Here is a 24,937-nt window from a genome sequence, read left to right on the forward strand (position 1 = left end):
AATGGGGAAGGACTCGCGCCCTTCCCCACGTGTCGGACGGCGAGCCGTCCAGTGCCACTTTTACGGTGGAGAGGCGGCTCAGGCCGCCAGGGCGCTCTTCGCCTTCTCGGCCAGCGCCGTAAACCCGGAAGCGTCGTGCACGGCGATGTCCGCCAGCACCTTGCGGTCCAGGGTGATGCCGGCCTTGAGCAGGCCGTTCATGAAACGGCTGTAGCTCAGGCCGTTGCTGCGGGCAGCCGCGTTGATGCGGGTGATCCACAGCGAGCGGAAGTTGCGCTTCTTCTGCTTGCGGCCGATGTAGGCGTACTGCTGCGCCTTGATGACCGCCTGCTTGGCGACGCGGAAGACCTTGCGGCGGGCGTTGTAGTAGCCCTTGGCGAGGTCGAGGACCTTCTTGTGACGGCGGCGTGCCTGGACGCCACGCTTGACTCGTGCCATTGGTCAGTCCTCCTCAGAGATACGGCAGCATGCGGGTCAGGCGGCCGGCATCCTCGGCGCGGACGTGGTTCGTCTGCCGCAGGTTGCGCTTCCGCTTGGTCGCTTTCTTGGTGAGGATGTGGCTACGGTTGGCGTGGCCGGCCTTGAACTTGCCGGACGCGGTCTTGCGGAAACGCTTGGCCGCCGCCCGGTTGGTCTTGATCTTGGGCATTGCTGTGTCCTTGATGGGAACTGTCACTGGCGCGGGCGGTGGCGTGCCGAGGCACTGACCACGCTTTCCATCCATGCCCACACCGGTCGGTAAGTCGTTGATTCCCAAGGGGAACACGACGGGTCCTAGGGTCGTTGCCAACCCTCTCCGGCGAACCGGAGCCGCGCATTATGCCGGCCGCCGGATTTCTTTGCAAATCAGGAGGTTCCGCGAGGAGCCGCCGGCGCAGGACGTCCCCGGAGCGCCAGGGGAAAGCGCGAGCGCCGGGCTCCCGTTTGCGCAAGCGCAGGCCTCAACGCCCTGACCGCCTCTGCCGGGTGCGGCGCGGACCAGGGCGACACGCCATCCCTGCTTGCACAGCCCGGGAACGCGCACCGTGGCGCGCCGGCCCCTGGCGACCTTGCAGGCGAACTCCGAAACGGGAAGGGGCGCCCTCGGCGCCCCTTCTTCCACTGCCATGGCGCCGGCGCGGTTACTTCTTCTTGGGCGCGATCATCATGACCATCTGCCGCCCTTCCAGGCGCGGGCGGGATTCGATGACGATATCGTCGCCCAGGTCGGCTTCGATCCGCGCGGCCATCTGCCGGCCCAGCTCCTGGTGGCTCATCTCGCGGCCACGGAAGCGGATGTTGACCTTGACCTTGTCGCCCTCCTCCAGGAAGCGGCGCATGTTGCGCAGCTTGATCTGGTAGTCGCCCTCGTCCGTGACCGGACGGAACTTGAGCTCCTTGATCTCGACCTGCTTGGTCTTCTTCTTGGCCTCGTTGGCCTTCTTCTGCAGTTCGAACTTGAACTTGCCGAAGTCCATGATCTTGCAGACCGGCGGATCGGCGTTGGGCTGGATCTCGACGAGGTCGAGCTCCTCGTCTTCGGCCATGCGCAGCGCTTCGTCGCGCGACAGCACGCCTATCATTTCGCCGTCGGACCCGATCACGCGCACGCGCGGGACGCGGATTTCGCCGTTCTTCCGGTTTTGTTTCTCTGGGGTACTGATGTTTCGGTCTCCAGGGGTGGAATGTGGGGAGGCCGGCGGCGGCCGGCCACTCCCTGTCTGGTATTACGCCAACTCTTGCGAACGCAGCGTCTCGGCGAACGCGGACACCGACATTGTGCCCAAATCTTCCCCGGAACGCGTACGCACCGCCACGGCGCCGTTCTCCTTCTCGCGGTCCCCGACCACCAGCAGGTACGGCACCCGCTGCAGCGTGTGCTCGCGGATCTTAAAGCCGATCTTCTCGTTGCGCAAATCGGCCTCGACCCGGAAGCCTTGATTCGCAAGGGTTTTCTGGACTTCTGCCACGTATTCAGCCTGGGCGTCGGTGATGTTGGCCACGACCGCCTGGACCGGGGCCAGCCAGGCCGGGAAGGAACCGGCGTGGTGCTCGATCAGGATCCCGATGAAGCGCTCCATCGAACCGACGATGGCCCGGTGCAGCATGACCGGGTGCCGGCGCTGGCTGTTCTCGTCCACGTATTCGGCGCCGAGCCGGCCGGGCATCATGAAATCCACCTGCATGGTGCCCAGCTGCCAGGTCCGGCCGATGGCGTCCTTGAGGTGGTACTCGATCTTGGGCCCGTAGAAGGCGCCCTCGCCCGGCAGCTCCTGCCACTCCACGCCCGAGGCGCGCAGGGCCGAGCGCAGCGAATCCTCGGCCTTGTCCCAGGTCGCGTCGTCGCCCAGGCGCGAATCCGGGCGCAGGGCGATCTTGATCTGGATCTCCTGGAAGCCGAAATCGGCGTAGACCTTCAGCGCCTGCTCGTGGAAGGCGCGGACCTCGGCCTCGACCTGGTCCGGGGTGCAGAAGATGTGGCCGTCGTCCTGGGTGAAGCCGCGCACGCGCAGGATGCCGTGCAGCGCGCCCGAGGGCTCGTTGCGGTGGCAGGCGCCGAACTCGCCGTAGCGGATCGGCAGGTCGCGGTAGCTGTGCAGGCCCTGGTTGAACACCTGGACGTGGCCCGGGCAGTTCATCGGCTTGATCGCGTAGGTGCGCTTCTCCGATTCGGTGAAGAACATGTTGTCCTTGTAGTTGTCCCAGTGGCCGGACTTCTGCCACAGCGACACGTCCAGGATCTGCGGGCAACGCACCTCGCCGTAGCCGGTCTGGCGGTACACGCGGCGCATGTACTGCTCCACCACCTGCCACACCGACCATCCCTTGGGATGCCAGAACACCAGGCCCGGCGCCTCCTCCTGCAGGTGGAACAGGTTCTGCTGCTTGCCGATGCGCCGGTGGTCGCGCTTCTCGGCCTCCTCGATCCGCTGGATGTAGGCCTTGAGCTGCTTCTCGTCGGCCCAGGCGGTGCCGTAGATGCGCTGCAGCTGCTCGTTCTTCGCATCGCCGCGCCAGTAGGCGCCGGAGATGCGGGTCAGCTTGAACGCCTTGAGGAAGCGTGTGTTGGGCACGTGCGGGCCGCGGCACATGTCCACGTACTCCTGGTGGTAGTACAGGCCCATCGCGGTCACGTCCTCCGGCATGTCCTCGATCAGGCGCAGCTTGTAGTCTTCGCCGCGCGCCTTGAAGACGTCCACGACCTCGGCGCGCGGGGTCATCTTCTTGATGACGTCGTAATCCTGCGCGATCAGCTCGCGCATGCGCGCTTCGATGGCGGCCATGTCGTCGGGGGTGAACGGCCGCTCGGAATAGATGTCGTAATAGAAGCCCTCGGCGATCACCGGGCCGATGACCATCTTGACGTCCGGGTACAGCTGCTTGACCGCGTGGCCGACCAGATGGGCGCAGGAGTGGCGGATGATCTCCACGCCCTCCTCGTCCTTGGGCGTGATGATGCGCAGGGTGGCGTCGCGGTCGATGAGGTCGCTGGCATCGACCAGGCGGCCGTCGACCTGCCCGGCGACGGTGGCCTTGGCCAGGCCGGCGCCGATCGACTGGGCGACCTGCATGACGGAGACGGGGGCTTCGAACTCGCGGCGGCTGCCGTCGGGAAGGGTGATCGTGATCATGGGAGCGGGGAAAGTCTCTGTCGCGCCCGGCCGGAGCCGGCGCTGTTGCACTGGAAAGTCCGTCCATGGATGGCCGGGCTCTTGCCCATGGACGGGCATAAAAAAACGCCCACGAGGGCGCCGGCTGTAATCGCGGGGCCTCGGCGGCGAGCTAGTGGTGGGCGGTGGTAGTGCTCATGTCGCACGCTCGGCCGGCGTTTCCGCGGGCCACCCTGCAGTCCTGGCCTCCGGCACCGTGCCGGAGGCGATGCGGGGATTCTAGCCCAGCGACCGGCCGCCGGGGCAAACCCGGTCCGCGCGCATGGCATCATGGCCGCCTGCACCTCGCATTCCGGCCCGGAGGGGGCCCGGCATGACCATCAAGGGCAAGGCGACCTCACTGGACATCGCCCACCTGGCCGGGGTTTCCCAGCCGACCGTATCGCGTGCGCTGCGCGGCAGCCCCTCCGTCAACCCGGAGACGCGCGAGCGGATCCTGGCCATCGCCCGCGAGCTGAACTACAAGGTCGACAAGAACGCCTCCAACCTGCGCGCCCAGCAGTCCGGCACCCTGGCGCTGCTGTTCTTCGAGGACCCGACTCCGGACGACTCGCTGATCAACCCGTTCTTCCACTCGATGCTCGGCTCGATCACCCGCGCCTGCGCGCTGCGCGGATACGACCTGCTGGTGTCCTTCCAGCAGCTGTCGAACAACTGGCATGCCGATTTCGAGGACAGCCACAAGGCCGACGGCCTGATCCTGCTCGGCTACGGCGACTACCTGGAGGCCGAGTCCAAGCTGCAGCGGCTGGTCGCCCAGGGCACGCACTTCGTCCGCTGGGGCGCGGCCCTGCCCGGCGAGCCCGGGATCTCGATCGGCTGCGACAACTTCCAGGGCGGGCATGACATCACCGCGCACCTGGTGGCCGGTGGCCGGCGCAGGATCGCCTTCCTGGGCCATGCCTCGGACCACTACCCGGAGTTCTTCGAACGCTGGCGCGGCTATGCGGCGGCATTGGCCGCGGCGGGCCTGGCCCCCGACCCCGCCCTGCAGGTCGACGCGATCACGACCGAGCAGTCCGGCCACGAGGCCGTGCGCGCGCTGCTGGCCTCGGGCGCACGCTTCGACGCGCTGTTCGCGGCCAGCGACCTGATCGCGCTCGGTGCGATGAACGGCCTGCGCGAACAGGGCCTGCGCATGCCACAGGACGTGGCCGTGGCCGGCTTCGACGACATCGCCATGGCCAGCTTCGTGCAGCCGGGCCTGTCGACGGTGCAACAGGACACCAAGCAGGCCGGCGAAGTGCTGGTGGACAGCCTGATCCGGCTGATCCAGGGCGAGGTGGTCGAAAGCCGGACCTTGCCGGTGAAGCTGGTCCTGCGCGGCTCCAGTTCCACCACCGCAGGCTGACGCCGCTCCGTAGAGCGGGGCTTGCCCCGCTGCTCTTTCCTTCGCGGCGCAGAGCAGCGGGGCAAGCCCCGCTCTACGCCACGGCGCGTCAGTCCGTCGCCATCCGTTTCGCCAGCTCGGCGCGCAGGTCCTTGCGGGTCAGCGGCTGGTCCAGGAAGAACACCCGCACGCCATGCGCCGGCACGTCGGCGCGCAGCTTGCGCCCGACGGTCACCGTCTCGCCGCTGAACCCATCGCGCCAGGTGCCCGGCTGCAGGTAGCGGGATACGGTGAACGCCTGCGGCGCGTCGCCCTTGTTGAGCAGCACCAGCGCGGTCTGCGCCGTGCCGTCGTGCTGGTAGACGCGATAGAATGCGGCCCGGTCGCCGGACAGCTCCACCGGCAGCTGCAGGCCGCGCTGCAATGCCGGCGATTCCCGGCGCAGCGTGGCGATCCGCTTCAGGTCGCGGTGGATCGGGCTCTGCGGCGCCGCGTCGATGCGTTCCTGGCCGAAGTAGGCGCGATTGCCGCCGTGCTCCAGCTGGCCGCGCATGAAGCCGGTTTCCGAGCCGTAGTACACCACCGGGATGCCGCGCGCGGTGAACAGCCAGTTGTGAGCGTCGATGAAGCCCGCGTCGGTGGCGTCGATCCGCGGCATGTCGTGGTTGTCGTAGAACGTGGCCAGGTCGTACGGGTTGGCGTAGGGACCGTCCTCCAGATGCAGCGCGTCGACCAGCCGCTCGAAGCCGGCCTGGCCGCTGCCGAACACCTCGACCATCGCCGTCTTCATCGGGAAATCGAGCACCGCGATGCCGCCGTTCTCCGGCAGGGTGAACGGCGCGATGTTCTCGGCGACGTCGTCGAAGGCTTCGCCGAACATGTACATGCCCGGGTGCTCGGCGCGGATGCGGTCGGAGAATGTCTTCCAGAACGACAGCGGCTGGTGGCGGATGGTGTCGATCCGCAGCGCATCCACGCCCTGCCCGATCCAGTGCAGGTAGGCGTCGACGAGGTAGTCCATCACCTCGGGATTGTCGGCATTCAGATCGCTGAGCTGCACCAGGTCCGGCTGGGTGTTGTAGAAACGGTGCAGCGGGTTGTTCTCCGGGTCGAGCTTCTCCGGCGGCAGGTTCTGGTGGTCGGCGACCAGCCGTCCGTCCGCATCGAAGAGCTGGCCGAACTGCGGCTGCGCCACCGGCATGGTGAAGGCCGGCGAGCCGTGGTTGCCGACCACGTCGAGGATGGTCTTGAGGCCAGCCTCGCGCAGGCCGCGGGTCAGCCCGGCGAAATCGAGGTCGGCGCTGGGCAGGTGCTCGTCCAGCCGGTGGAAGTTCACGCCCCAGTAGCCGTGGTAGCCGGTCTTGCCGCGGTCGGTGCCGAAGCCGGTGCAGGTGATCTCGTCGCCGCCGGTGAAGGCCTGGTCCGGGTTGTCGATGATCGGCGTGGTCCACACCGCGGTGAAGCCCAGGTCGCGGATGTAGCCCGCATTGTCGAGCAGGCCGCGGAAATCGCCGCCCAGGTAGCCGACGTTGCCGGTGACGCCGTCGCAGGGCTGCAGCGGGACGTCGAAGGTCGGGTGCTCGCCGCCCTGGTCGCGGTGATCGTTGGACGGGTCGCCGTTGACGAAGCGGTCGGTCAGCACGAAATAGATCGCCTCGGACGCGAACGGCTCCAGCGTGCCGTAGACCTCTTCCGCCGACGCAGGGCCGGCCAGCGCCAGCCCCAGGGTGACCGATGCCAGTACGGACGGACGGATCATGCGCGGGCCTCCTGTGCGGCCAATCGGGGGACGGCCAGCACGCACAGGCCGGCCAGGGCCAGGCTGGCCCCGCCCAGCACCAGCGCCCACAGCGGTTGCCCGCCGAACAGCGACTTGAGCAGGAAGCCGAGCAGGCTGGCGGCGACCAGCTGCGGGATGACGATGAAGAAATTGAAGATGCCCATGTACACGCCCATCTTGGTCGCCGGCACGCTGTCGGAGAGCATCGCGTAGGGCAGCGACAGGATCGAAGCCCAGGCGAAACCCACGCCGACCATCGACAGCAGCAGCCACTGCGGGTCGCGCACCAGCAGGAACGAGAGCAGGCCGGCGGCGCCCAGCCACAGGTTGACCAGGTGGGTCAGGCGCAGGCCCAGCGCGCGCACCATCCACGGGATCGCGATGGCCGCCAGGGCAGCGAACCCGTTGTAGGCGGCGAACAGGACGCCGACCCAGTTGGCGCCTTCGTTGTAGGCGGCAGAAGTCGGGTCGCTGCTGCCGAAGTGCGTGCCGGCCACCGCCGCGGTGGTGTAGATCCACATCGCGAACAACGCGAACCAGGAGAAGAACTGCACGATCGCCAGCCGGCGCATGGTCCGCGGCATCGTCCGCAGGTCGCCGATGATCGCCGGCACCATGCTGCCCGGTCGCAGCACCCGCGAAACGAACAGCAGCACGCCGTAGGCGGCCGCCATGCCCGCCAGCACGTACAACATCCGGTCCCAGCCGCGGTGGGCGATCAGCGCGGTCAGCGCCAGCCCGGCCAGCAGCCAGGCGCTCGCCACGGCGGTCGGCACCCTGGCCGCGGCATTGGCGGCAATGGGATCGGTCGCCGGCGTGTCGTCGAACGAGGCCAACACCTCCGGCGGGTACTCGCGCGTGCGCAGCACGGTCCAGCCGATCGCGGCGAACAGCACCACGCCGCCGAAGTAGAAGGCGTAGCGAACGGTGTCGGGCACCTCGCCGGGACCGGCGGTGTTGGCGACGCCGGCCTTGGCCAGCAGCCACGGCAGCAGGCTGGCCACGATCGCGCCCACTCCGATGAAGAAGCTCTGCATCGCGTAGCCACTGGCGCGCTGCGACGGCGGCAACTGGTCGCCGACGAAGGCGCGGAAAGGCTCCATCGAGATGTTGATCGACGCGTCCAGGATCCACAGGGTGCCGGCGGCGATCCACAGCGCCGGCGAGTTGGGCATCACGAAGAGCGCCAGCGTGGCCAGGATGGCACCGGCGAGGAAGTACGGGCGGCGCCGGCCCAGGCGGGTCCAGGTGCGGTCGGAGAAGTAGCCCACTACCGGCTGCACGAGGAGGCCGGTCAGCGGCGCGGCGATCCACAGGCCGGGCACCTGCTCCATGTCCGCGCCCAGGGTCTGGAAGATGCGGCTGACGTTGGCGTTCTGCAGGGCGAATCCGAACTGGATGCCGAGGAAGCCGAAACACATGTTCCAGATCTGCCAGAACGACAGGCGCGGTCTGCTTTCCATCAAGCGGTTCCCCCCTCCGGGAATCACGGATGCGATGTCATGCCACGCGCGGGATCACGCAACGGCGCGGCCATGGTAGAGGCGCGGCGGCGACGGCGCCCAGCCGGTGCATACGTATTCATGCCTTGGAGGGTGGCCGTGGCGCGGGCTCTGCGTGAATAGTGGACGACCGCGCGACGCGCGGCCCGCGCTGGCCGTGGGAAGAAACATGATGCCTGGGAGGGCAGGATGCGGCATCGGACACGCAACGGCGCAGGCCGTCGCGTTTCAGATCACGTCGGGCAGTTCGCACGACGCTGGCTGGTGGCCTTGTGGCTGCCGGCGTGCGGCGTGGCCGCCGCCCCCGCCGCCCTGCCCCTGGCCGATTGCGATGCCGGCTTCCAGTCCATCCTGGTCGCCGACCGCGATGCGCCGGTCGAAGCGCGGGGCATCTGGCTCGACCGGCGCACCCTGCGCTGGCCCGGCCCCGCTCCGGCCGGAACGGCAGTGGACAGGCCGGCCGGCGCCGGCGCTTCCACGCCGCGTTACGCGCTGTACTACGCCGACGGTGGCGGCATCCGTGCCGTCGGCGGACGCGAAGTCGAAGGTGCCGACGGTGCGATTCCGCTGCACATCCTTGCCGACGACCGGTCGCTGCCGGACGGCGTCCGCCGGCGTTTCGCCCACCTCGCCCCCGGCCCGACGCTCACCCTGGACCTGGACGACGTCCGCCTGCGCGGCCTGCTTCGCCAGTCGCTGGTGCTCGTGCAACACGACCAGGCCGGTCGCGTGCTGCGCGCCACCGGGCTGCAGCTGCCCGGTGCGCTCGATGACCTGTACGCGGCGGCGGCCGACGAACCGGGGCTGGGCGCCCATCCCACCGCGACGGCGACGAGCTTCGCCCTGTGGGCCCCGACCGCCACGGCGGCCTCGGTATGCGTGTACGCGGACGACTCGCGGCAGGCGTGGAAGCGGGAACCGCTGCGCCTGGATCCTGCGACCGGGGTGTGGGCGGCGACGGTTCCGGCCGACCTGCGCGGCCGCTACTACGACTATCTGGTCGACGTGCACGTCCGCGGGACCGGCCTGGTCCGCAACCGGGTCACCGATCCATACGCGGTGAGCCTGGGCACCGACTCGTGGCGAGGCTTCATCGCCGACCTGGACGATCCGGCGCTCAAGCCCGCCGGCTGGGATGCGGCCCCGCGCCCCGCGCCGCTGCGCGCGCAGACGGACATGTCGATCTACGAGCTGCACGTGCGCGACTTCTCCATCGCCGATGCCACCGTGGAACCCGCGCACCGCGGCAAGTACCTGGCCTTCGCCGACGGCGGCAGCGCCGGGATGGCGCACCTGCGCGCACTGGCGAAGGCCGGACTGACCGACCTGCACCTGCTGCCGGTGTACGACTTCGGCAGCGTGCCCGAAGCCGGCTGCGTCACCCCACAGGTACCGCAGGCCGCGGCAGACAGCCCCTCGCAGCAGGCGACAGTGATGGCGCATGCGGCACAGGACTGCTTCAACTGGGGCTACGACCCGTTCCACTTCAACGCGCCGGAAGGCAGCTATGCGACCGACCCGGCCGACGGCGCCGCGCGCGTGCGCGAGTTCCGTGCGATGGTGATGGCGCTGCATGCGCTGGGCCTGCGCGTGGGCATGGACGTGGTCTACAACCACACCTTCGCCGCCGGGCAGGACGAGCGCTCGGTGCTGGACCGGATCGTGCCCGGCTACTACCACCGCCTCGATGCGGACGGCCGGATCGAACGCAGCACGTGCTGCGAGAACACCGCCACCGAACACCGGATGATGGCGCGGCTGATGGTCGATTCGGCCGAGCTTTGGGTGCGCCACTACCGGATCGATTCGTTCCGCTTCGACCTGATGGGCCACCAGCCGCGGGCGGCGATGGAAGCGCTGCAGCGCCGCGTCGACGCCGCGGCCGGGCGCCACGTGCAGCTGATCGGCGAAGGCTGGAACTTCGGCGAGGTCGCCGACGGCGCGCGCTTCGTCCAGGCCTCGCAGCTGTCGCTGGGCGGCAGCGGCATCGGCACGTTCTCCGACCGCGCCCGCGACGCGCTGCGCGGCGGCGGCCCGGGCGACAGCGGCGCCGACAAGGTCGCCCGCCAAGGCTACCTCAACGGCCTGGTCTACGCGCCCAACGAGCTGGCCGATCCCGCGCTCGGCCGCGCCGAGCTGCTGCGCAGCGCCGACCTGGTGCGCGTCGGCCTGGCCGGCACCCTGCGCGACTACGTGCTCACCACCGCCGATGGCAGCGCGCGCGCGCTCCACGAGATCGACTACAACGGCCAGCCGGCCGGCTATGCCCATGCGCCCGGCGAAGTCGTCAACTACGTCGAGAACCACGACAACGAGACCCTGTTCGACCTCAACGCGTTCCGCCTGCCGCGCGACACCGCCGCGCACGATCGCGCGCGGGTGCAGGCGCTGGGAATGGCGTTCACCGCGTTCAGCCAGGGCGTCGCCTACTTCCACGCGGGCATCGACACGCTGCGCTCCAAGTCGATGGACCGCAACAGTTTCGACTCCGGCGACTGGTTCAACCGCCTGGAATGGACCTATGGCGACAACCATTTCGGCACCGGCCTGCCGCCGGCCAGCGGCAACGAACCGAGCTGGCCCTGGATCGCACCCCGCCTGGCCGATGCGTCGATCCGACCGTCGCCCACGGACATCGCCTTTGCGCGCGACGCGCTGCGCGACCTGCTGCGGATCCGGGCTAGCTCGTCGCTGTTCCGCCTCGACGAGGCGGCCGAGGTTTCCCGGCGCCTGACCTTCCCCAATACGGGACCGGCGCAGAATCCGCTGGTGATCGCGGGGCACCTCGAGGGCCGGGGCCTGGCCGGCGCGGGCTTCGAAGAGATCCTGTACCTGATCAACGTCTCGCCGCAGGCGCAGGTGCTCGACCTGCCCACCGAGCGCGGCAAGCGCTACACGCTGCATCCGGTGCATCTATCCGCAGGCGCGGCCGACACGCGCCCGCGCGAAAAGGCCCGCTTCGATCCCGCGCGCGGCCGCTTCACCGTGCCGCCACGCACCGCCGTCGTCTACGTCCTGGAGTGATGACCGCCATGAATTCCCTTCCCTCTGCCCTGCCCCTCCGCCGCTGGCGCGCGCTGCTGCCGGCCGTCGCGCTTGTGCTGTGCGCGCACGCCTCGGCCAAGGACCTGGCCCGCGTGGCATCGCCCGACGGTGCGCTGGTGGTAACCCTGGAGTCGCAGCACGAAGACCGCCTGGCCTACCGCGTCGAGCGCGGCGGCAAGCCGGTGATCGCGCCGTCGCGGCTGGGCTTCCTGCTTGGCGACGGCCGTCTGGAGCGCAACCTGCAACTGACCGGCCAGTCCAGCCGCAGTTTCGACGAGACCTGGGAACAGCCCTGGGGCGAACGGCGCCTGACCCGCAACCACTACAACGAGCTGCGTGCGAGCTTCGCCGAGAAGGCCTCCGGGGGCCGCAAGCAAGGCCGCCGCTTCGACGTGGTGTTCCGCGTCTATGACGACGGCCTCGGCTTCCGCTACGAATTCCCGAAGCAGGATGGCGGGAACGGCGAAGTACGGATCCGCCAGGAACTGACCGAGTTCGCCATCGCCCGCCCGGCCACTGCCTGGTGGATCCCCGCGTTCGAGTGGAACCGCGAGGAATACCTGTACTCGCGCACGCCGCTGGCCGAAATCGGCGTGGCGCAGACCCCGCTCACCCTGCGCACCGACGACGGCCTGCACCTGTCGATCCATGAAGCGGCACTGGTCGACTACGCCGGCATGAACCTGGCCAAGGGCGACGGCGGCGTGCTGCGCGCCGCGTTGACTCCCGGCGGCGGCGCGCGCGGCACGGCGGTCGTGCGCGCCATGCCCTTCGCCACGCCGTGGCGCACGATCCAGGTCGGCGCGCGCGCCGGCGACCTGGCCGAATCCAGCCTCATCCTCAACCTCAACGAGCCCAACCGCCTGGGCGACGTCAGCTGGTTCACCCCCGCCAAGTACGTGGGGGTGTGGTGGTCGCTGCACCTGGAGCAGGAAACCTGGGGCACCGGCCCGAAGCACGGTGCGACCACCGCCAACACGAAGCGATACATCGACTTCGCCGCCGCCAACGGCTTCCGCGGCGTGCTGGTGGAGGGCTGGAACCCTGGATGGGACGGCGACTGGTTCGCCAACGGCTGGGGCTTCGACTTCACCCGCCCCACCGCGGACTTCGACCTGGAGGGCCTGGCGGATTACGCCGCCGGCAAGGGCGTGCACCTGATCGGCCATCACGAAACCGCTTGCGCGGTGAGCCATTACGAGCGCCAGTTGCCCGCCGCGCTCGACCTGTACGCACGCAACAGCGTGGACGTGGTCAAGACCGGCTATGTCTGCGATGCCGGCGACATCCAGCGCCAGGACCAGGCCGGCGGACCGGTCTCGCGCGAATGGCACGAAGGCCAATGGATGAGCAACCACCACCTGCGCGTGGTCGAGCAGGCGGCGCAGCGCCACATCGCGATCAATGCGCACGAACCGATCAAGGACACCGGCCTGCGCCGGACCTATCCGAACTGGGTGTCGCGCGAAGGCGCCCGCGGGATGGAGTTCAACGCCTGGGGCAACCCGCCCAACCCGCCGGAGCACGAGGCGACCCTGGCCTTTACCCGCATGCTGGCCGGGCCGATGGACTACACGCCCGGCATCGTCAGCCTCAAGGGCCGTGGCGGGCAGCAGATCCCGAGCACGCTGGCCAAGCAGCTGGCGCTGTATGTCGTGCTCTACAGCCCGATCCAGATGGCCGCCGACCTGCCCGAGCATTACGCCGAGCATCCGGACGCGCTGCAGTTCATCCGCGACGTCGCGGTGGACTGGGAGGAGAGCCACGTGCTCAACGGCGAGGTCGGCGAGTACGTGACCTTCGCCCGCAAGGCGCGCGGCACCGAGGAGTGGTTCCTCGGCAGCGCCGGTGGCGAGCAGGCGCACGACCTCCGGGTCGAGCTCACCTTCCTCGATCCGGCGCGCCGCTATCGCGCCGAGATCTACCGCGACGGCGAGCGCGCGCACTGGAAGACCGCGCCGTTCGACTTCGTCCGCGAAACCCGCGAGGTGACAAGCACCGACACCTTGCCCCTGCACCTGGCCGCTGGTGGAGGCCAGGCGATCCGCTTCGTCCCGATGGACTCGCCGGTTCGTTGAACCAGGATGCCGGCGCGCGACGCGCGCCGGCATCGCAATGACGCAAAGCAACATGCGCTACGCATGCCGCGCGGCGCTTCTTCGTGCACGCGACACTGGCCTCGTCCGGCGAATAACGCAATGAATACGTATGCAGGCATCTTCCCGGCGCACCACGCGCCACTACCATAGCCTCGCACCGTAACGCCGCCATCCGCGCGCTTCGCGACAACAACAAACGGCACCGGCCGCACACCAACAACCCGAGATTTTCCGACATTACCTGGGAGGGGAAAATGTTGAACCTGCAGCGCAACCTGCTGAGCGTCGCGCTCGCGTCGGCGATCACGCTGACCGTCAGCGGCGTCCATGCACAGACCGTCGACAGCGACGAACAGAACACGCAAGCCGAGGCGACCGAGCTCGACACGATCGTCGTCACCGGCATCCGCGCCGGCATCGAGGGCGCGATCTCGACCAAGCGCGACGCCACCTCGATCGTCGAGGCGATCTCGGCCGAAGACATCGGCAAGCTGCCCGACGTCAGCATCGCCGAATCCATCGCGCGCCTGCCCGGCCTGGCCGCCCAGCGCGTGGCCGGCCGCGCCCAGGTGATCAGCGTCCGCGGCCTGTCGCCGGACTTCTCCACCACGCTGCTCAACGGCCGCGAGATGGTCAGCACCGGCGACAACCGCAGCGTCGAGTTCGACCAGTACCCGTCCGAGCTGGTCAACGGCGTCACCGTCTACAAGACCCCCGACGCGGCGCTGATCGGCCAGGGCCTGTCGGGCACCATCGACATGCAGACCATCCGCCCGCTGGCCTACGACGGCTCGGCGGTGATGGTCGGCGGCCGCTACAGCCGCAACTCGCTGGACTCCGCAGCCAACTCGGATGCCGACGGCCATCGCCTCAATGCCACCTACATCGGCAAGTTCGCCGACGACACCTTCGGCATCGCGATCGGCTACTCGCACATCAACGGCGCGATCCAGGAAAACCAGGTCGGCTGGTACGAGCCGTGGCAGGCGGTGGGCGACGGCTGGCGTCCGGGCGTGGATGCCGGCACTTACTACTCCGATGGCGTCAAGGCGCTGCGCCGTACCGGCTACGCAGAGCGCGACGGCCTGATGGCCACCCTGCAGTTCCGTCCCTCCAACGCCTGGACCAGCACGCTGGACCTGTTCTATACCAAGGCCGAGCAGGAAGACACCGCCAACCAGTTCGAGGTCAACCTCAGCGGCTGGAACGGCGGCTACAGCCCGGGCCTGCAGCTGACCGGCGTGACCACCAACGGCAACGATACGTTCACCGGCGGCACGGCGAACAACGTCTATCCGCTGGTGCGCGGCATGTACAACAAGCGCGAGGACGAGATCAACGCGTTCGGCTGGCTCAACGAGTTCAACGTCGGCCAGGTCGCGGTCGTGGCCGACGTCGGCTACTCCAAGGCCACCCGTGACGAGCTCAACCTGGAGAACAACCTACAGCTGTACCCGATGCCGCAACTGGACTCGGTGGACCTGCTGGTCAGGGGTTCGGGCTTCTCGCAGCTGACCCCCGGCCGCGACTACTCCGATCCCTCGGCGCTTTACCTCAACAACACCATCTACGGCTCCGGCTACGGCAAGGTGCCCAGCGTCGAGGACGAGCTGAAGACCTTCAGGCTGGTCGGCACGATCCCGGCCGGCGGCTGGCTCTCGGGCGTCGACGTCGGCCTGAACTACGCCGACCGCCAGAAGGACAAGACCCAGCCGGAAGGCAACATCAACCTCGGCGCACAGGGCCCGATCGCGATCGGCGAGGACCTGCAGTACGGCCTGGTCAACCTCGGCTTCGCCGGCGTCGGCTACATCCCGTCTTGGAACGTGCCGGCCGCCGTTGCGCGCTACATGGACTTCCAGCCGGTCGACAACCTGTCGTACCTGATCCCCAAGGCGTGGACGGTCAACGAGGAGATCACCACCGGCTTCGTCCAGGCCGACATCGACACCGAGTGGGGCGGCGTGCCCGTCACCGGCAACGTCGGCGTGCAGGTCCAGCGCGTGGACCAGTCCTCCGACGCCAACTTCTGGGACGCCACCCAGCCGGCCGGCCAGGAGATCAGCCCGATCACCCTGGGCAAGACCTACACCGACGTGCTGCCGAGCATGAACCTGGCCTTCGCCTTCGAGCACGAGCAGATGCTGCGCGTGGCCCTGGCCAAGCAGACCGCGCGCCCGCGCGTGGACCAGATGCGCGCCTCGCTGGAGTTCGGCGTCAACACCGCCACCGGCCGCCCGGGCGGTTCCGGCGGCAACCCCGAGCTGGAGCCGTGGCGCGCCAATGCGTTCGACATCTCCTACGAGAAGTACTTCGGCACCAAGGCCTACGTGGCCGCCGCGTACTTCTACAAGGACCTGGAGAACTACATCTACACCCAGACCCGCGACGACTACGACTTCTCCGAGCTGCTGGCCGACTACGTGCCGCCGCCGGGCACGATGCCGCCGGACAGCATCGGCGACTTCACCCAGCCGATGAACGGCGAGGGCGGCTCGCTGCAGGGCCTGGAGCTGACCGCGTCGATCCCGTTCGAGCTTTTCAGCACCGCGCTGACCGGTTTCGGCGTGGTCGCAAGCGCCAGCTTCTTCGACAGCAGCATCGAGATCCTGGATCCGGAAAGCGCGTCCAGCGTGGGCAGCGATCCGATCGCCCTGCCGGGCCTGTCGGACCGCGTCTACAACTGGACCCTGTACTACGAGCGCAACGGCTTCGAGGCCCGCATCAACCAGCGCCGCCGCTCGGACTTCATCGGCGAGATCGGCAACTTCAACGGCAACCGTTCGCTGCGCTACGTGGTCGGCGAGAACATCACCGACGCGCAGGTCAGCTACTCGTTCGGCAGCGGCAGCCTGGCCGGCATGACCCTGCTGCTGCAGGCCAGCAACCTGACCAACGAGGCCTACCAGACCTACGCCGGCAGCAAGGACCGTCCGCTCGAGTACATCGAGTGGGGCCGCACCATCACCTTCGGCGTGAACTACCGCTTCTGATGTCCCTCCCGCCCCGCCACGCCCGTGGCGGGGTTTCCGCCGCGCCACCACCCCGGTGGTGGCGCGGTGGCACTTTTCCGCATGCTCGGCCCGCCTGGAGCGCGGCCCGCTGGCCAGACCGGAACCGAACCCCATGAGTCATTCCCCCTGGTGGCGCGGCGCCGTCATCTACCAGATCTACCCGCGCAGCTTCCTGGACACCGACGGCGACGGCGTGGGCGACCTGCCCGGGATCGTCGAGCGGCTGGATTACGTGGCCTCGCTGGGCGTCGACGCGATCTGGATCTCGCCGTTCTTCAAGTCGCCGATGGCCGACTTCGGCTACGACATCGCCGACCAGCGCGCGGTCGACCCGATGTTCGGCACCCTGGACGACTTCGACCGCCTGCTGGCCAAGGCGCACTCGCTGGGCCTGAAGGTGATGATCGACCAGGTCTTCAGCCATACCTCGGACCAGCACGAATGGTTCCGGGAGAGCCGCCAGGACCGCGACAACCCCAAGGCCGACTGGTACGTGTGGGCCGACGCCCGCGAGGACGGAACCCCGCCGAACAACTGGATGTCGCTGTTCGGGGGCGTGGCCTGGCGCTGGGAGCCGCGGCGCTGCCAGTACTACCTGCACAACTTCCTGTCCTCGCAGCCGGACCTGAACTTCCACAACCCGCAGGTGCAGCAGGCCACCCTGGACTACGTCCAGTTCTGGCTCGACCGCGGCGTGGACGGGTTCCGCCTGGACTCGATCAACTTCTGCTTCCACGACGCGCAGCTGCGCGACAACCCGCCCAAGCCGGCGGACAAGCGCGTGGGCCGCGGCTTCAGCGCCGACAACCCGTACGCGTTCCAGTACCACTGGTACAACAACACCCAGCCGGAGAACATCGCCTTCCTCGAGCGCGTGCGCGCGCTGCTGGACCGTTACCCGGGTGCGGTGACCCTGGGCGAGATCTCCTCGGAGGACTCGCTGGCCACCACCGCCGAATACACTTCCGGCAACCGCCTGCACATGGGCTACAGCTTCGAGCTGCTGGTCGACGACTTCAGCGCCGGCTACATCCGCGACACGGTCTCGCGCCTGGAAGCGGCGATGACCGAAGGCTGGCCGTGCTGGGCGGTGTCCAACCACGACGTGCGCCGCGCGGTCACGCGCTGGGGCGGCGACGCCCCCTCGCCGCAACTGGCGCGGATGCTGGTGGCGATGGTCTGCTCGCTGCGCGGTTCGGTCTGCCTCTACCAGGGCGAGGAACTGGGCCTGCCGGAAGCGGACGTGCCGTTCGAAGCGCTGCAGGACCCCTACGGCATCACCTTCTGGCCCAACTTCAAGGGACGCGACGGCTGCCGCACGCCGATGCCCTGGAGCGGCGGCGCCGATGCAGGCTTCAGCACGGGCCGCCCCTGGCTGCCGGTGCCCGATGCCCACCGCGCGCTGTCGGTGGCCGCGCAGGAGTCGGACCCCAACTCCGTGCTCAACGCGTTCCGCGCCTTCATGGCCTGGCGCAAGCAGCAGCCGGCACTGGTGGCCGGCAGCATCGCGTTCCTGGACGCGCCCGAGCCCGTGCTCGCCTTCGTCCGCGAAGTGGACGGGCAGCGGCTGCTCGCCGCGTTCAACCTGTCGCCGGGCCAGGCCGGCTTCACCCTGCCGCCCGGCGGTTGGCGCCAGCAGCTGGGCCATGGCCTGCCCGCCGCGGAAGTGGACGGCGACGGCGTCGTCCTGCCAGCGCACGGCACCTTCTTCGCCACCGACGGCTGACGGCGCTGGCGTAACGGGGGCATGGGCCGCCACGCAGCGGCCTTCGCGGTCGTTTCACCACGACCGCGGCAGCGTGGGCGCCTCCCCCGCGATCCGCATGCATGCCGCCACCCCACGCGCCACGCACCGTCTACACCCTGCGCGCCTGCACGCAGCCGCGCAGCAGGCATGAGCGCGCCAGCCAGGACTGGGTGGCACGCAGGCTCGCCTCGCTGTGCGGCTGGGCGTACGGCGGTGCCCACGAAGCCCGCAGCGCCCCCGCCTGGCATCCCTACTTCGTGCCCGACGAGACCCTGGACCTGGAGCAGGCGACGCGACTGGGCATCCAGGGCGAGGACGACCTGTTCGGCGGCGTGGTACCCCATGCGTTCGTCGCCAGCAAGGTGATCACGCATGGCGTGCCCGATACCGCCTCGCCGGTCCCCCGTGGCTGGAGCCACGCGCTGGCCAAGCGGCTCGACGGGGCGGTCCTGCCCGGGTTCACCGCGTTCGACGCCGGGGCGATCGCCACCGCCGGCCAGCAGCTGCTCGCGCACGGCGGCAGGGTGCGGGTGAAGGAAGCCCAGGCGCGTGGCGGCCACGGCCAGCACCTCGCCGCCGACGCCGGCTCCCTGCGACGGATCGCGGCCGAGCTGGATCCGGAGGCGCTGCACCGCCACGGGGTGGTCATCGAGCAGCACCTGGACGAGGCCACCACCTGCAGTGTCGGCGAGATCCGGGTTGCCGGAAGGCGCCTGGCCTACCTTGGCATCCAGCACGAGGTCACCGACCGCCATGGCCGCGCGGTCTACGGCGGGTCGTCGTTGCGCGTGCTCGAGGGCGGGATGGACACGCTGGGCGCGCTGGCGCGCAACGACGGCGAGCGGGCCGCGATCGCGCTGGCGCGTCGGTACGACGCGGCGGTCGAGGCCGCCTACCCCGGCTTCTTCGCCTCGCGGCGCAACTACGACGTGGTCGCCGGGTTGGATGCACGGGGCCAGCAGCGCTGTGGCGTGCTGGAGCAGTCGTGGCGGGTGGGTGGCGCGTCGCCTGCCGAGCTGGTTGCGCTGGCGGCGTTCCTGCAGCCGCACCGGCCGGCGGCGGTCGAGGCCACCTGCCGCGAATCGCACGATCCCGCCCATGCGCCGCCGCCGGGCGCCGACACACTTTTCCACGATCCGGAGGCCGCCCACGGCCCGGTGATCAAATACGCACGCGTGGAGGGCATCGATGGACATCCGGCTTGACGCGGTCGAGATCGGCATCGGCGGCGACCGGATCGGCGGGACCCTGCTGTCGCCGGCGCCGGTGCTGCCCGGGGTGCTGTTCGTGCACGGCTGGGGCGGCAGCCAGGAACACGACCTGGGCCGCGCCCGCCAGGCCGCCGGCATCGGTTGCCATTGCCTGACCTTCGACCTGCGCGGCCATGAACGCACCGCCGAACAGTGGGAGACCGTCAGCCGCCGGCAGAACCTGGACGACCTGCTGGCAGCGTACGACTGGTTCGTCGCCCGGCCCGACGTGGACCCGGCCGCGATCGCCGTGGTCGGGATCAGCTACGGCGGCTACCTGGCCAGCCTGCTCACCGCGCTCAGGCCGGTGCACTGGCTCGCGCTGCGCTCGCCGGCGATCTACAAGGACGAAGGCTGGGAGCTGCCCAAGCGCAAGCTGCACGAAGATCCCGACCTGCCCGCGTTCCGCCGGCGCCCGCTGGCCTGGGGCGACAACCGCGCGCTCGCCGCCTGCCACGCGTTCGGCGGCGATGCGCTGCTGGTCGAGGCCGAGCACGACGAGATCGTCCCGCACCGGGTCATCGAGAACTACGCCACGGCGTCCGCCCCCGCCAGTTCGCTCACCCGCCGGCGGATCGCCGGGGCCGACCACGCCTTTTCCGGCAAGGCCGAGCAGAAGGCCTACACCGACGTGCTGGTCGGCTGGCTCACCGAAATGGTGCGCTCGGCGCGCGAGAGGCAGGCCCACGACAAGGTGGCCGAACGCAAGCGGCTGCGTCGCGCGGGGGAAATCCAGGCGCGCGGGTGAGGGCCCGAACCGGGTGCCGGGGAGCGCCGCCGGCAACCGGCAGATCGCGTTTCCCGCGATTTTTACTGCATTTCCCCCTTGGCGCCGGGCCGCGCATGGCCTACATTCGCCTTGCCGACGCCGTCGGTGACCAAAACCACCCTATTTACGGAACAGGAAAGTTATGGCGAAGACCACCAAGAAGCCGGCCGCCAAGAAGGCCGCGCCGAAAGCGGCGAAGGCCGCCCCGAAGAAGGCGGCTCCGGCTGCCGCCAAGCCGCTCAAGGAAGTCCTGGGCAAGTCCGCGCTGGTGAAGCACCTGGCCGAGACCAGCGGCGTGGCCGCCAAGGACGTCAAGGCCGTGCTCGCTGCGGTCGAAGACGCCGTCTCCGGCGCGATCAGCAAGAAGGGCGCGGGCAGCTTCACCCTGCCGGGCCTGTTCAAGGTCACCTCGGTCAAGGTTCCGGCCAAGCCGAAGCGCAAGGGCATCAACCCGTTCACCAAGGAAGAGCAGTGGTTCGCCGCCAAGCCGGCTTCGGTGAAGGTGAAGGTGCGTCCGCTGAAGAAGCTCAAGGACGCCGCGGCCTGATTGGCGCGAGTTCCAAGATTTCCCGACGGGGCGGCAGCGATGCCGCCCCGTCCTGTTTTGCGGTCCGCTGATTCGACGGTTGCCCCAGGGTCCAACAGCATCCTGCCGCCCGGCACGAGCGTGCCCGGTACTGATCACCCGCCCTTGCCGCGCGACCGCGGAGACTGCGGGCGCATGCCTGCCACCGCGCCCAACCTGCCCCGCCGTTTCGCCCGTGCCCTGGCGCGCACGCTGCTCGGCCTGCTGTGGCTGGCCCTGCTCGCACTGGGCGCGCTGTGGGCCTGGCGACAGCCTTTCATGGAGCGGGCGCGCACGCTGTGGGAACTTTCGCGGATGCCGCCGCCGGCGACCTTGCCGGTTCCCGTCCAGAGCGTGGCGCCGCGGCAGGTCGCCGACACGTTCGGCGCGCCACGCGGTGCCGACCGGCGCCACGAAGGGGTAGACATCTTCGCCCCCCGCGGCACGCCGGTGACCAGCACCACCCGTGGAGTCGTGGTGGCGATCAACGACCGCGGGCTTGGCGGCCGCCAGGTCTGGGTGCTGGGCCCGGCCGGGGAGCGCCACTACTACGCGCATCTGGACGACTGGGCCCCGGGGCTGGCCGAAGGCGATGTGGTCGAAGCCGGTGCAGCGCTGGGCACGGTGGGCAACAGCGGCAACGCGCGCGGGACGCCACCGCACCTGCACTACGGCGTGTATGGAAGCGACGGCGCACTGGACCCGCTGCCGCGGATGCGCGCCGTGCGCTGAACGCCGGGCTCGCCGCCATGGAACGGACCATCGTGGCCGCAGCCCTCGTTCGCGGCGCCGCGGGCGCCTACCTTGGCATGGCCCCACGCACGAGGTCTTCCATGGCTCCCACCCCCCACCGCTACCGCGTCACCGTTACTCCGGTCGAGCGCGATGGCCTGCCCTGCCGCGGCCGCTGCAGCATCGAATTCGACCAGGCCTGCGGAGAGGACTGGATGCGCATGCTCGAGAACAGCCAGCGCCTGCCGGGCTTCAGCGGCGACGAACGCACCGCGCTGGTGGTCGGCCTGCGCCTCCTCGACAGCCTGGCACGCGAGCCGCGCCAGCGCGGCGAGGATCCGCTTGCCGGCCTGCGCGCACCGCTCGACGCCTTGCTGCGGAAGCTGGCCGCCGCGCCGCACTGACCGTCCGTAGCCCGACGCGCCCGCGCGACGGCGTCCGCCTGCAGGCTATCCTGCCGCCAGTCCCCACCGGCGGAAGTCCATGCGCTACCGGCTGCCCCTGCTCGCCCTGCTCGTCCTTCCACTGGCACAGTGTTCCTGCCAGCGCGACGCCGACACCCCGCCGACCGCGCAGGTGCCGGTCGACGCGACGCTGGCGGGCGCATCCCGGGACGAGCCCAACGCGCGCAACCGGGCGATCGCCGACGCATCCTCGACTGCCGCCCAGGCGGCAGCCGCCACCCTGCATGCGTACCTGGGCGCCCTTCCGGCTGCCGACCGGACCCGCGCCGATGCCTACTGGGCTGGAGGCGACCCCGGCCGGACGCCGGGGGACGCCGCGTTGCGCGCCATCCCAGGCCTGCGCAGCATGCGCATCCAGAACGCCCCACCGGTGGCGCTGGACCGCGAATCGCCGCCGCGCGCCTACGAGATCCCGGTCGACCTGCGCCTGGATACCGCGTCCGGCCCGGCGCGGATGCGCGGCGCCTACCGGATGCGCACGCGCATCGACGGCCAGGGCTGGGAGATCACTTCCGCGTCGCTGCAACCCGAGCTGGATTGATCGCTAATCCGCGATTCACTCCAACGCGGGAAGATGCAGGCATCGCCCTACCGCGGAAGCCCTACGATGCGACGATTCCACCTGCTGCAGGCATGGGCCGTGCTAGCCCTCGGCGCATGCGCCGGCGCCTCGCTCGCCGCGCCGCAGATCGACGGACGGCAGGTACGGGTACCGGCCGCCGACGCACAGCATTTCCTGGCAGGCCAGCTCCCGCACCGGCAGGACATGCTGGGCGGGCTGGCCGAGGTGACCGTGAGCCGGCCGGAACTGGCCATCCCCCCGGGCACGCGCATGCAGCTGGGGCTGGACGTGGCCGTGGCCATGGCCGGCGGCGCGCCGGTGCCGATGGGCCGGCTGGAGTTGACCAGCGCCCTGCGCTACGACCCGGCGCAGCGGGCGCTGTTCCTGGAGCAGCCGCGGATCGAGGACTTCCGTCCGTCCGGCGGCGGCCAGGGCCTGGACGAGGCCAGCCGCGGCCTGCTCAATGCCTGGCTGGTCGACTACGCGCGCAAGGAACCGGTCTATCGCATCGATCCGGCGCTGGCGGCGATGGTCGGCGGACTCGACGTGGCATCGGCCGGCGTCGAGAACGGCCAGCTGGTGCTGACCTTCAACCAGGATATCGGCGCGATGGCCGGCGCAATGGCGCCGGCGCAGGCCGACTGAACCCCGCCGGTGCTGCCTCAGCGCTTGGGCTGCAGCATCGTTCCGGTGCACTTGGGCGAGCCGCACAGGCACGCCCAGATCTTCTTCAGCCGCGGCGTGTGCCGTTCGGCCAGGGTGATGCCGTAGTTGTAGGACAGCTCTTCGCCGGGGCGGATGTCGCGGATCGCCTCGATGAAGACGCGGTCCTTGCGCGAATCGCCGCCCTCGTCCTCCTCGATCAACGCCTCGCAGTTCGGATCGCAGCTGTGGTTGATCCAGCGCGCGTCGTTGCCCTCGTAGCTGGCGTCGATGACCCAGTCGTCGTTGAGGGTGAACAGGAAGGTGTGGCCGCTGTCGACGTCGCCGCCGACGTCGTTGTCCACTTCCTCGTGGGTGCGCCGCCGGCCCTTGTACTCGATCACCCGTTCGCCCTTGCGGATCGGCGCCGCGGCGAACACGCCGTTGCCGTGGATGGGCGATTTCCTGGCGACGATCTTGCGGGGCATGCGGAGTCCGGTGGCGTGGGGTAGACGGGGATTCTCGCCGATGCGGCCCCTCAGCCCAAGCCCGCGCGTCGCGTGGCGGCCCTCGCGCCGCCGATCGCCGCACCTGCCGGTCGTCATTGCCCCCTTTGTCACGGGATGCCGGCAGGTTGGCCGCGGCCACGTGCGACCGTCGTTCTCACCCGGTCATCCACTCCACCACCGGACTTGCCTCCATGCGATCACCGCGCACCCGCCTTGCCGTTCCCGCCACGCTGCTGCCCGCCCTCTCCCTGCTGCTGGTCGCCTGCCAGCCGCAGGCCACCCAGGCACCGACCACTTCGCCAGCGGCTGCCGCTACGGCCGCCCCGGCGGCGGCGCCGGTCGACCTCGTCGCCCGCGGCGAATACCTGGTGCGCATCGCCGGGTGCAACGACTGCCATACCGCGGCCTACGCGGAAAACCAGGGCAAGGTGCCGAAGGAACAGTGGCTGACGGGTTCGCCGCTGGGCTTCCACGGCCCCTGGGGCACGACCTATGCGTCGAACCTGCGCCTGCGCATGCAGGACTTCAGCGAGGACGAGTGGCTGGCCTACAGCGCCAACCTGCGGACGCGGCCGATCATGCCGGACTTCGCCGTCCGCGACATGACCGAGGAAGACCGCCGTGCCCTGTACCGCTTCATCCGTGGGCTTGGCCCGGCCGGTTCGCCGGCGCCGGCGGCGCTGCCCCCGGGCCAGACCCCTCCCTTGCCGCACATGGCCCTGGTGCTGCCACCTCCCCCGGCCGACGCGGCGGGCGCGCACGCACCCAACGCCCACTGAAGCCGGTCCCCGGCCGGGTTGGCCGGGCGGCGTCAAAAGCGTACAATTTCGGTACGCTTTAACGAACCCGCCCGCCATGCTCCGCGTCACCAAGCTGACCGACTACGCCACCGTGGTCCTGACCGTGCTCGCCGCACGCCAGGGCCAGGTACTGAGCGCGGCCGAACTGGCCGAGCACTCCGGGCTCGAGCAGCCCACCGTCAGCAAGCTGCTCAAGCCGCTGGCGCAGGCGGGCCTGGTCGCCAGCCAGCGCGGCGTGCACGGCGGTTACCGCCTCAGCCGCGACGCCGCCCAGATCAGCCTGATCGAGATCGTCGAGGCGATGGAAGGCCCGCTGGCGATGACCGAGTGCAGCCAGCACGAGAGCCATTGCGGCATCGCCCACCAGTGCGGCGTGCGCGCCAACTGGCGCCTGATCAACGACGTGGTCGCCGACGCCCTGCGCGGCGTCACCCTGGCGCAGATGCTGCGCCAGGGTGACGCCGCGCAGGGCGTCGG

The 24,937-nt window shown here is 69.7% G+C and carries 21 protein-coding genes; 14 read left to right on the forward strand and 7 right to left on the reverse strand.

Going from position 1 to position 24,937, the window contains the following annotated elements; genetic code table 11:
* Positions 1–78: 78 nt before the first annotated feature.
* The 4 genes from rplT to thrS all read right to left on the reverse strand — a co-directional run bounded on the left by rplT (position 79) and on the right by thrS (position 3,611).
* Positions 79–438 (reverse strand): 50S ribosomal protein L20, encoded by a 360-nt coding sequence (gene rplT / locus CSC66_RS16025; protein WP_162378420.1) that lies wholly within the window; start codon positions 436–438, stop codon positions 79–81.
* 13 nt (positions 439–451) lie between these two features.
* On the reverse strand, positions 452–649 hold the full coding sequence (rpmI, locus tag CSC66_RS16030; RefSeq protein ID WP_024868243.1) for a 50S ribosomal protein L35: 198 nt from the start codon (positions 647–649) through the stop codon (positions 452–454).
* A 472-nt stretch (positions 650–1,121) separates the two neighbouring features.
* Positions 1,122–1,643 carry a translation initiation factor IF-3 gene (infC, locus tag CSC66_RS16035; protein ID WP_162378439.1) on the reverse strand — a complete coding sequence of 174 codons (522 nt, stop codon included), beginning with the start codon at positions 1,641–1,643 and terminating at the stop codon, positions 1,122–1,124.
* 63 nt (positions 1,644–1,706) lie between these two features.
* Positions 1,707–3,611 (reverse strand): threonine--tRNA ligase, encoded by a 1,905-nt coding sequence (gene thrS / locus CSC66_RS16040; RefSeq protein ID WP_162378421.1) that lies wholly within the window; start codon positions 3,609–3,611, stop codon positions 1,707–1,709.
* 352 nt (positions 3,612–3,963) lie between these two features.
* Between thrS and CSC66_RS16045 the strand changes: the two genes are divergently transcribed.
* Positions 3,964–5,001, forward strand: a complete 1,038-nt coding sequence (locus tag CSC66_RS16045; RefSeq protein WP_162378422.1) for a LacI family DNA-binding transcriptional regulator — start codon at positions 3,964–3,966, stop codon at positions 4,999–5,001.
* 88 nt (positions 5,002–5,089) lie between these two features.
* Here CSC66_RS16045 and CSC66_RS16050 read toward each other — a convergent pair whose 3' ends face one another.
* Complete coding sequence (locus CSC66_RS16050) at positions 5,090–6,739, reverse strand: alpha-amylase family glycosyl hydrolase (protein ID WP_162378423.1); 1,650 nt, start codon at positions 6,737–6,739, stop codon at positions 5,090–5,092.
* On the reverse strand, positions 6,736–8,223 hold the full coding sequence (locus CSC66_RS16055; protein WP_162378424.1) for an MFS transporter: 1,488 nt from the start codon (positions 8,221–8,223) through the stop codon (positions 6,736–6,738). Before CSC66_RS16055 ends, CSC66_RS16050 begins: the two co-directional genes overlap by 4 nt.
* Positions 8,224–8,553: 330 nt before the next feature.
* On the opposite strand from CSC66_RS16055, the gene CSC66_RS16060 reads away from it, so the two are divergent.
* From CSC66_RS16060 to CSC66_RS16110, 11 genes are all read left to right on the forward strand, one after another.
* Positions 8,554–11,286 (forward strand): alpha-1,6-glucosidase domain-containing protein, encoded by a 2,733-nt coding sequence (locus CSC66_RS16060; RefSeq protein WP_238394429.1) that lies wholly within the window; start codon positions 8,554–8,556, stop codon positions 11,284–11,286.
* 8 nt (positions 11,287–11,294) lie between these two features.
* Positions 11,295–13,385, forward strand: a complete 2,091-nt coding sequence (locus CSC66_RS16065) for a glycoside hydrolase family 97 protein (protein WP_162378426.1) — start codon at positions 11,295–11,297, stop codon at positions 13,383–13,385.
* 275 nt (positions 13,386–13,660) lie between these two features.
* Positions 13,661–16,399, forward strand: coding sequence for a TonB-dependent receptor (locus CSC66_RS16070; protein WP_162378427.1), 2,739 nt, complete (start codon positions 13,661–13,663; stop codon positions 16,397–16,399).
* Positions 16,400–16,532: 133 nt separating this feature from the next.
* Positions 16,533–18,146 (forward strand): alpha-glucosidase, encoded by a 1,614-nt coding sequence (locus CSC66_RS16075; protein ID WP_162378428.1) that lies wholly within the window; start codon positions 16,533–16,535, stop codon positions 18,144–18,146.
* Positions 18,147–18,247: 101 nt separating this feature from the next.
* On the forward strand, positions 18,248–19,372 hold the full coding sequence (locus tag CSC66_RS16080) for a DUF3182 family protein (RefSeq protein WP_162378429.1): 1,125 nt from the start codon (positions 18,248–18,250) through the stop codon (positions 19,370–19,372).
* On the forward strand, positions 19,356–20,165 hold the full coding sequence (locus CSC66_RS16085; protein ID WP_162378430.1) for an alpha/beta hydrolase family protein: 810 nt from the start codon (positions 19,356–19,358) through the stop codon (positions 20,163–20,165). Before CSC66_RS16080 ends, CSC66_RS16085 begins: the two co-directional genes overlap by 17 nt.
* A gap of 163 nt (positions 20,166–20,328) precedes the next feature.
* Positions 20,329–20,733, forward strand: a complete 405-nt coding sequence (locus CSC66_RS16090; protein ID WP_162378431.1) for an HU family DNA-binding protein — start codon at positions 20,329–20,331, stop codon at positions 20,731–20,733.
* A 174-nt stretch (positions 20,734–20,907) separates the two neighbouring features.
* A complete protein-coding gene (locus CSC66_RS16095; RefSeq protein ID WP_162378432.1) occupies positions 20,908–21,483 on the forward strand; it encodes a M23 family metallopeptidase in 576 nt (191 codons plus the stop codon).
* Between the two features lie 101 nt (positions 21,484–21,584).
* A complete protein-coding gene (locus CSC66_RS16100) occupies positions 21,585–21,887 on the forward strand; it encodes a DUF3861 family protein (RefSeq protein ID WP_162378433.1) in 303 nt (100 codons plus the stop codon).
* A gap of 79 nt (positions 21,888–21,966) precedes the next feature.
* Positions 21,967–22,488 (forward strand): hypothetical protein, encoded by a 522-nt coding sequence (locus tag CSC66_RS16105; RefSeq protein ID WP_238394430.1) that lies wholly within the window; start codon positions 21,967–21,969, stop codon positions 22,486–22,488.
* 66 nt (positions 22,489–22,554) lie between these two features.
* On the forward strand, positions 22,555–23,154 hold the full coding sequence (locus tag CSC66_RS16110; protein ID WP_162378434.1) for a YceB family lipoprotein: 600 nt from the start codon (positions 22,555–22,557) through the stop codon (positions 23,152–23,154).
* A gap of 17 nt (positions 23,155–23,171) precedes the next feature.
* Here the strand turns inward: CSC66_RS16110 and CSC66_RS16115 are convergent, their stop codons facing one another.
* On the reverse strand, positions 23,172–23,639 hold the full coding sequence (locus CSC66_RS16115) for an SET domain-containing protein (RefSeq protein ID WP_162378435.1): 468 nt from the start codon (positions 23,637–23,639) through the stop codon (positions 23,172–23,174).
* A gap of 212 nt (positions 23,640–23,851) precedes the next feature.
* On the opposite strand from CSC66_RS16115, the gene CSC66_RS16120 reads away from it, so the two are divergent.
* Together CSC66_RS16120 and CSC66_RS16125 are read left to right on the forward strand one after the other, a co-directional pair.
* Positions 23,852–24,439 carry a hypothetical protein gene (locus tag CSC66_RS16120; RefSeq protein WP_202935676.1) on the forward strand — a complete coding sequence of 196 codons (588 nt, stop codon included), beginning with the start codon at positions 23,852–23,854 and terminating at the stop codon, positions 24,437–24,439.
* A 76-nt stretch (positions 24,440–24,515) separates the two neighbouring features.
* On the forward strand, positions 24,516–24,937 hold a 422-nt coding region (locus CSC66_RS16125; protein WP_162378436.1), incomplete at its 3' end, for an SUF system Fe-S cluster assembly regulator.

The sequence above is a fragment of the Pseudoxanthomonas kaohsiungensis genome (assembly GCF_010211765.1).
In the GTDB taxonomy this organism is placed as follows: domain Bacteria; phylum Pseudomonadota; class Gammaproteobacteria; order Xanthomonadales; family Xanthomonadaceae; genus Pseudoxanthomonas; species Pseudoxanthomonas kaohsiungensis.

What these genes read in the sequence shown, in the direction of transcription:
- rpmI (WP_024868243.1), bottom strand. Translation starts at nt 649, where the DNA reads ATGCCCAAGATCAAGACCAACCGGGCGGCGGCCAAGCGTTTCCGCAAG.
- CSC66_RS16080 (WP_162378429.1), top strand. Translation starts at nt 18,248, where the DNA reads ATGCCGCCACCCCACGCGCCACGCACCGTCTACACCCTGCGCGCCTGC.
- CSC66_RS16115 (WP_162378435.1), bottom strand. Translation starts at nt 23,639, where the DNA reads ATGCCCCGCAAGATCGTCGCCAGGAAATCGCCCATCCACGGCAACGGC.
- CSC66_RS16105 (WP_238394430.1), top strand. Translation starts at nt 21,967, where the DNA reads ATGCGCTACCGGCTGCCCCTGCTCGCCCTGCTCGTCCTTCCACTGGCA.
- CSC66_RS16065 (WP_162378426.1), top strand. Translation starts at nt 11,295, where the DNA reads ATGAATTCCCTTCCCTCTGCCCTGCCCCTCCGCCGCTGGCGCGCGCTG.
- thrS (WP_162378421.1), bottom strand. Translation starts at nt 3,611, where the DNA reads ATGATCACGATCACCCTTCCCGACGGCAGCCGCCGCGAGTTCGAAGCC.
- CSC66_RS16070 (WP_162378427.1), top strand. Translation starts at nt 13,661, where the DNA reads ATGTTGAACCTGCAGCGCAACCTGCTGAGCGTCGCGCTCGCGTCGGCG.
- CSC66_RS16055 (WP_162378424.1), bottom strand. Translation starts at nt 8,223, where the DNA reads ATGGAAAGCAGACCGCGCCTGTCGTTCTGGCAGATCTGGAACATGTGT.
- CSC66_RS16050 (WP_162378423.1), bottom strand. Translation starts at nt 6,739, where the DNA reads ATGATCCGTCCGTCCGTACTGGCATCGGTCACCCTGGGGCTGGCGCTG.
- CSC66_RS16075 (WP_162378428.1), top strand. Translation starts at nt 16,533, where the DNA reads ATGAGTCATTCCCCCTGGTGGCGCGGCGCCGTCATCTACCAGATCTAC.
- CSC66_RS16100 (WP_162378433.1), top strand. Translation starts at nt 21,585, where the DNA reads ATGGCTCCCACCCCCCACCGCTACCGCGTCACCGTTACTCCGGTCGAG.
- CSC66_RS16090 (WP_162378431.1), top strand. Translation starts at nt 20,329, where the DNA reads ATGGCGAAGACCACCAAGAAGCCGGCCGCCAAGAAGGCCGCGCCGAAA.
- rplT (WP_162378420.1), bottom strand. Translation starts at nt 438, where the DNA reads ATGGCACGAGTCAAGCGTGGCGTCCAGGCACGCCGCCGTCACAAGAAG.
- CSC66_RS16085 (WP_162378430.1), top strand. Translation starts at nt 19,356, where the DNA reads ATGGACATCCGGCTTGACGCGGTCGAGATCGGCATCGGCGGCGACCGG.
- CSC66_RS16095 (WP_162378432.1), top strand. Translation starts at nt 20,908, where the DNA reads ATGCCTGCCACCGCGCCCAACCTGCCCCGCCGTTTCGCCCGTGCCCTG.
- CSC66_RS16120 (WP_202935676.1), top strand. Translation starts at nt 23,852, where the DNA reads ATGCGATCACCGCGCACCCGCCTTGCCGTTCCCGCCACGCTGCTGCCC.
- CSC66_RS16045 (WP_162378422.1), top strand. Translation starts at nt 3,964, where the DNA reads ATGACCATCAAGGGCAAGGCGACCTCACTGGACATCGCCCACCTGGCC.
- CSC66_RS16110 (WP_162378434.1), top strand. Translation starts at nt 22,555, where the DNA reads ATGCGACGATTCCACCTGCTGCAGGCATGGGCCGTGCTAGCCCTCGGC.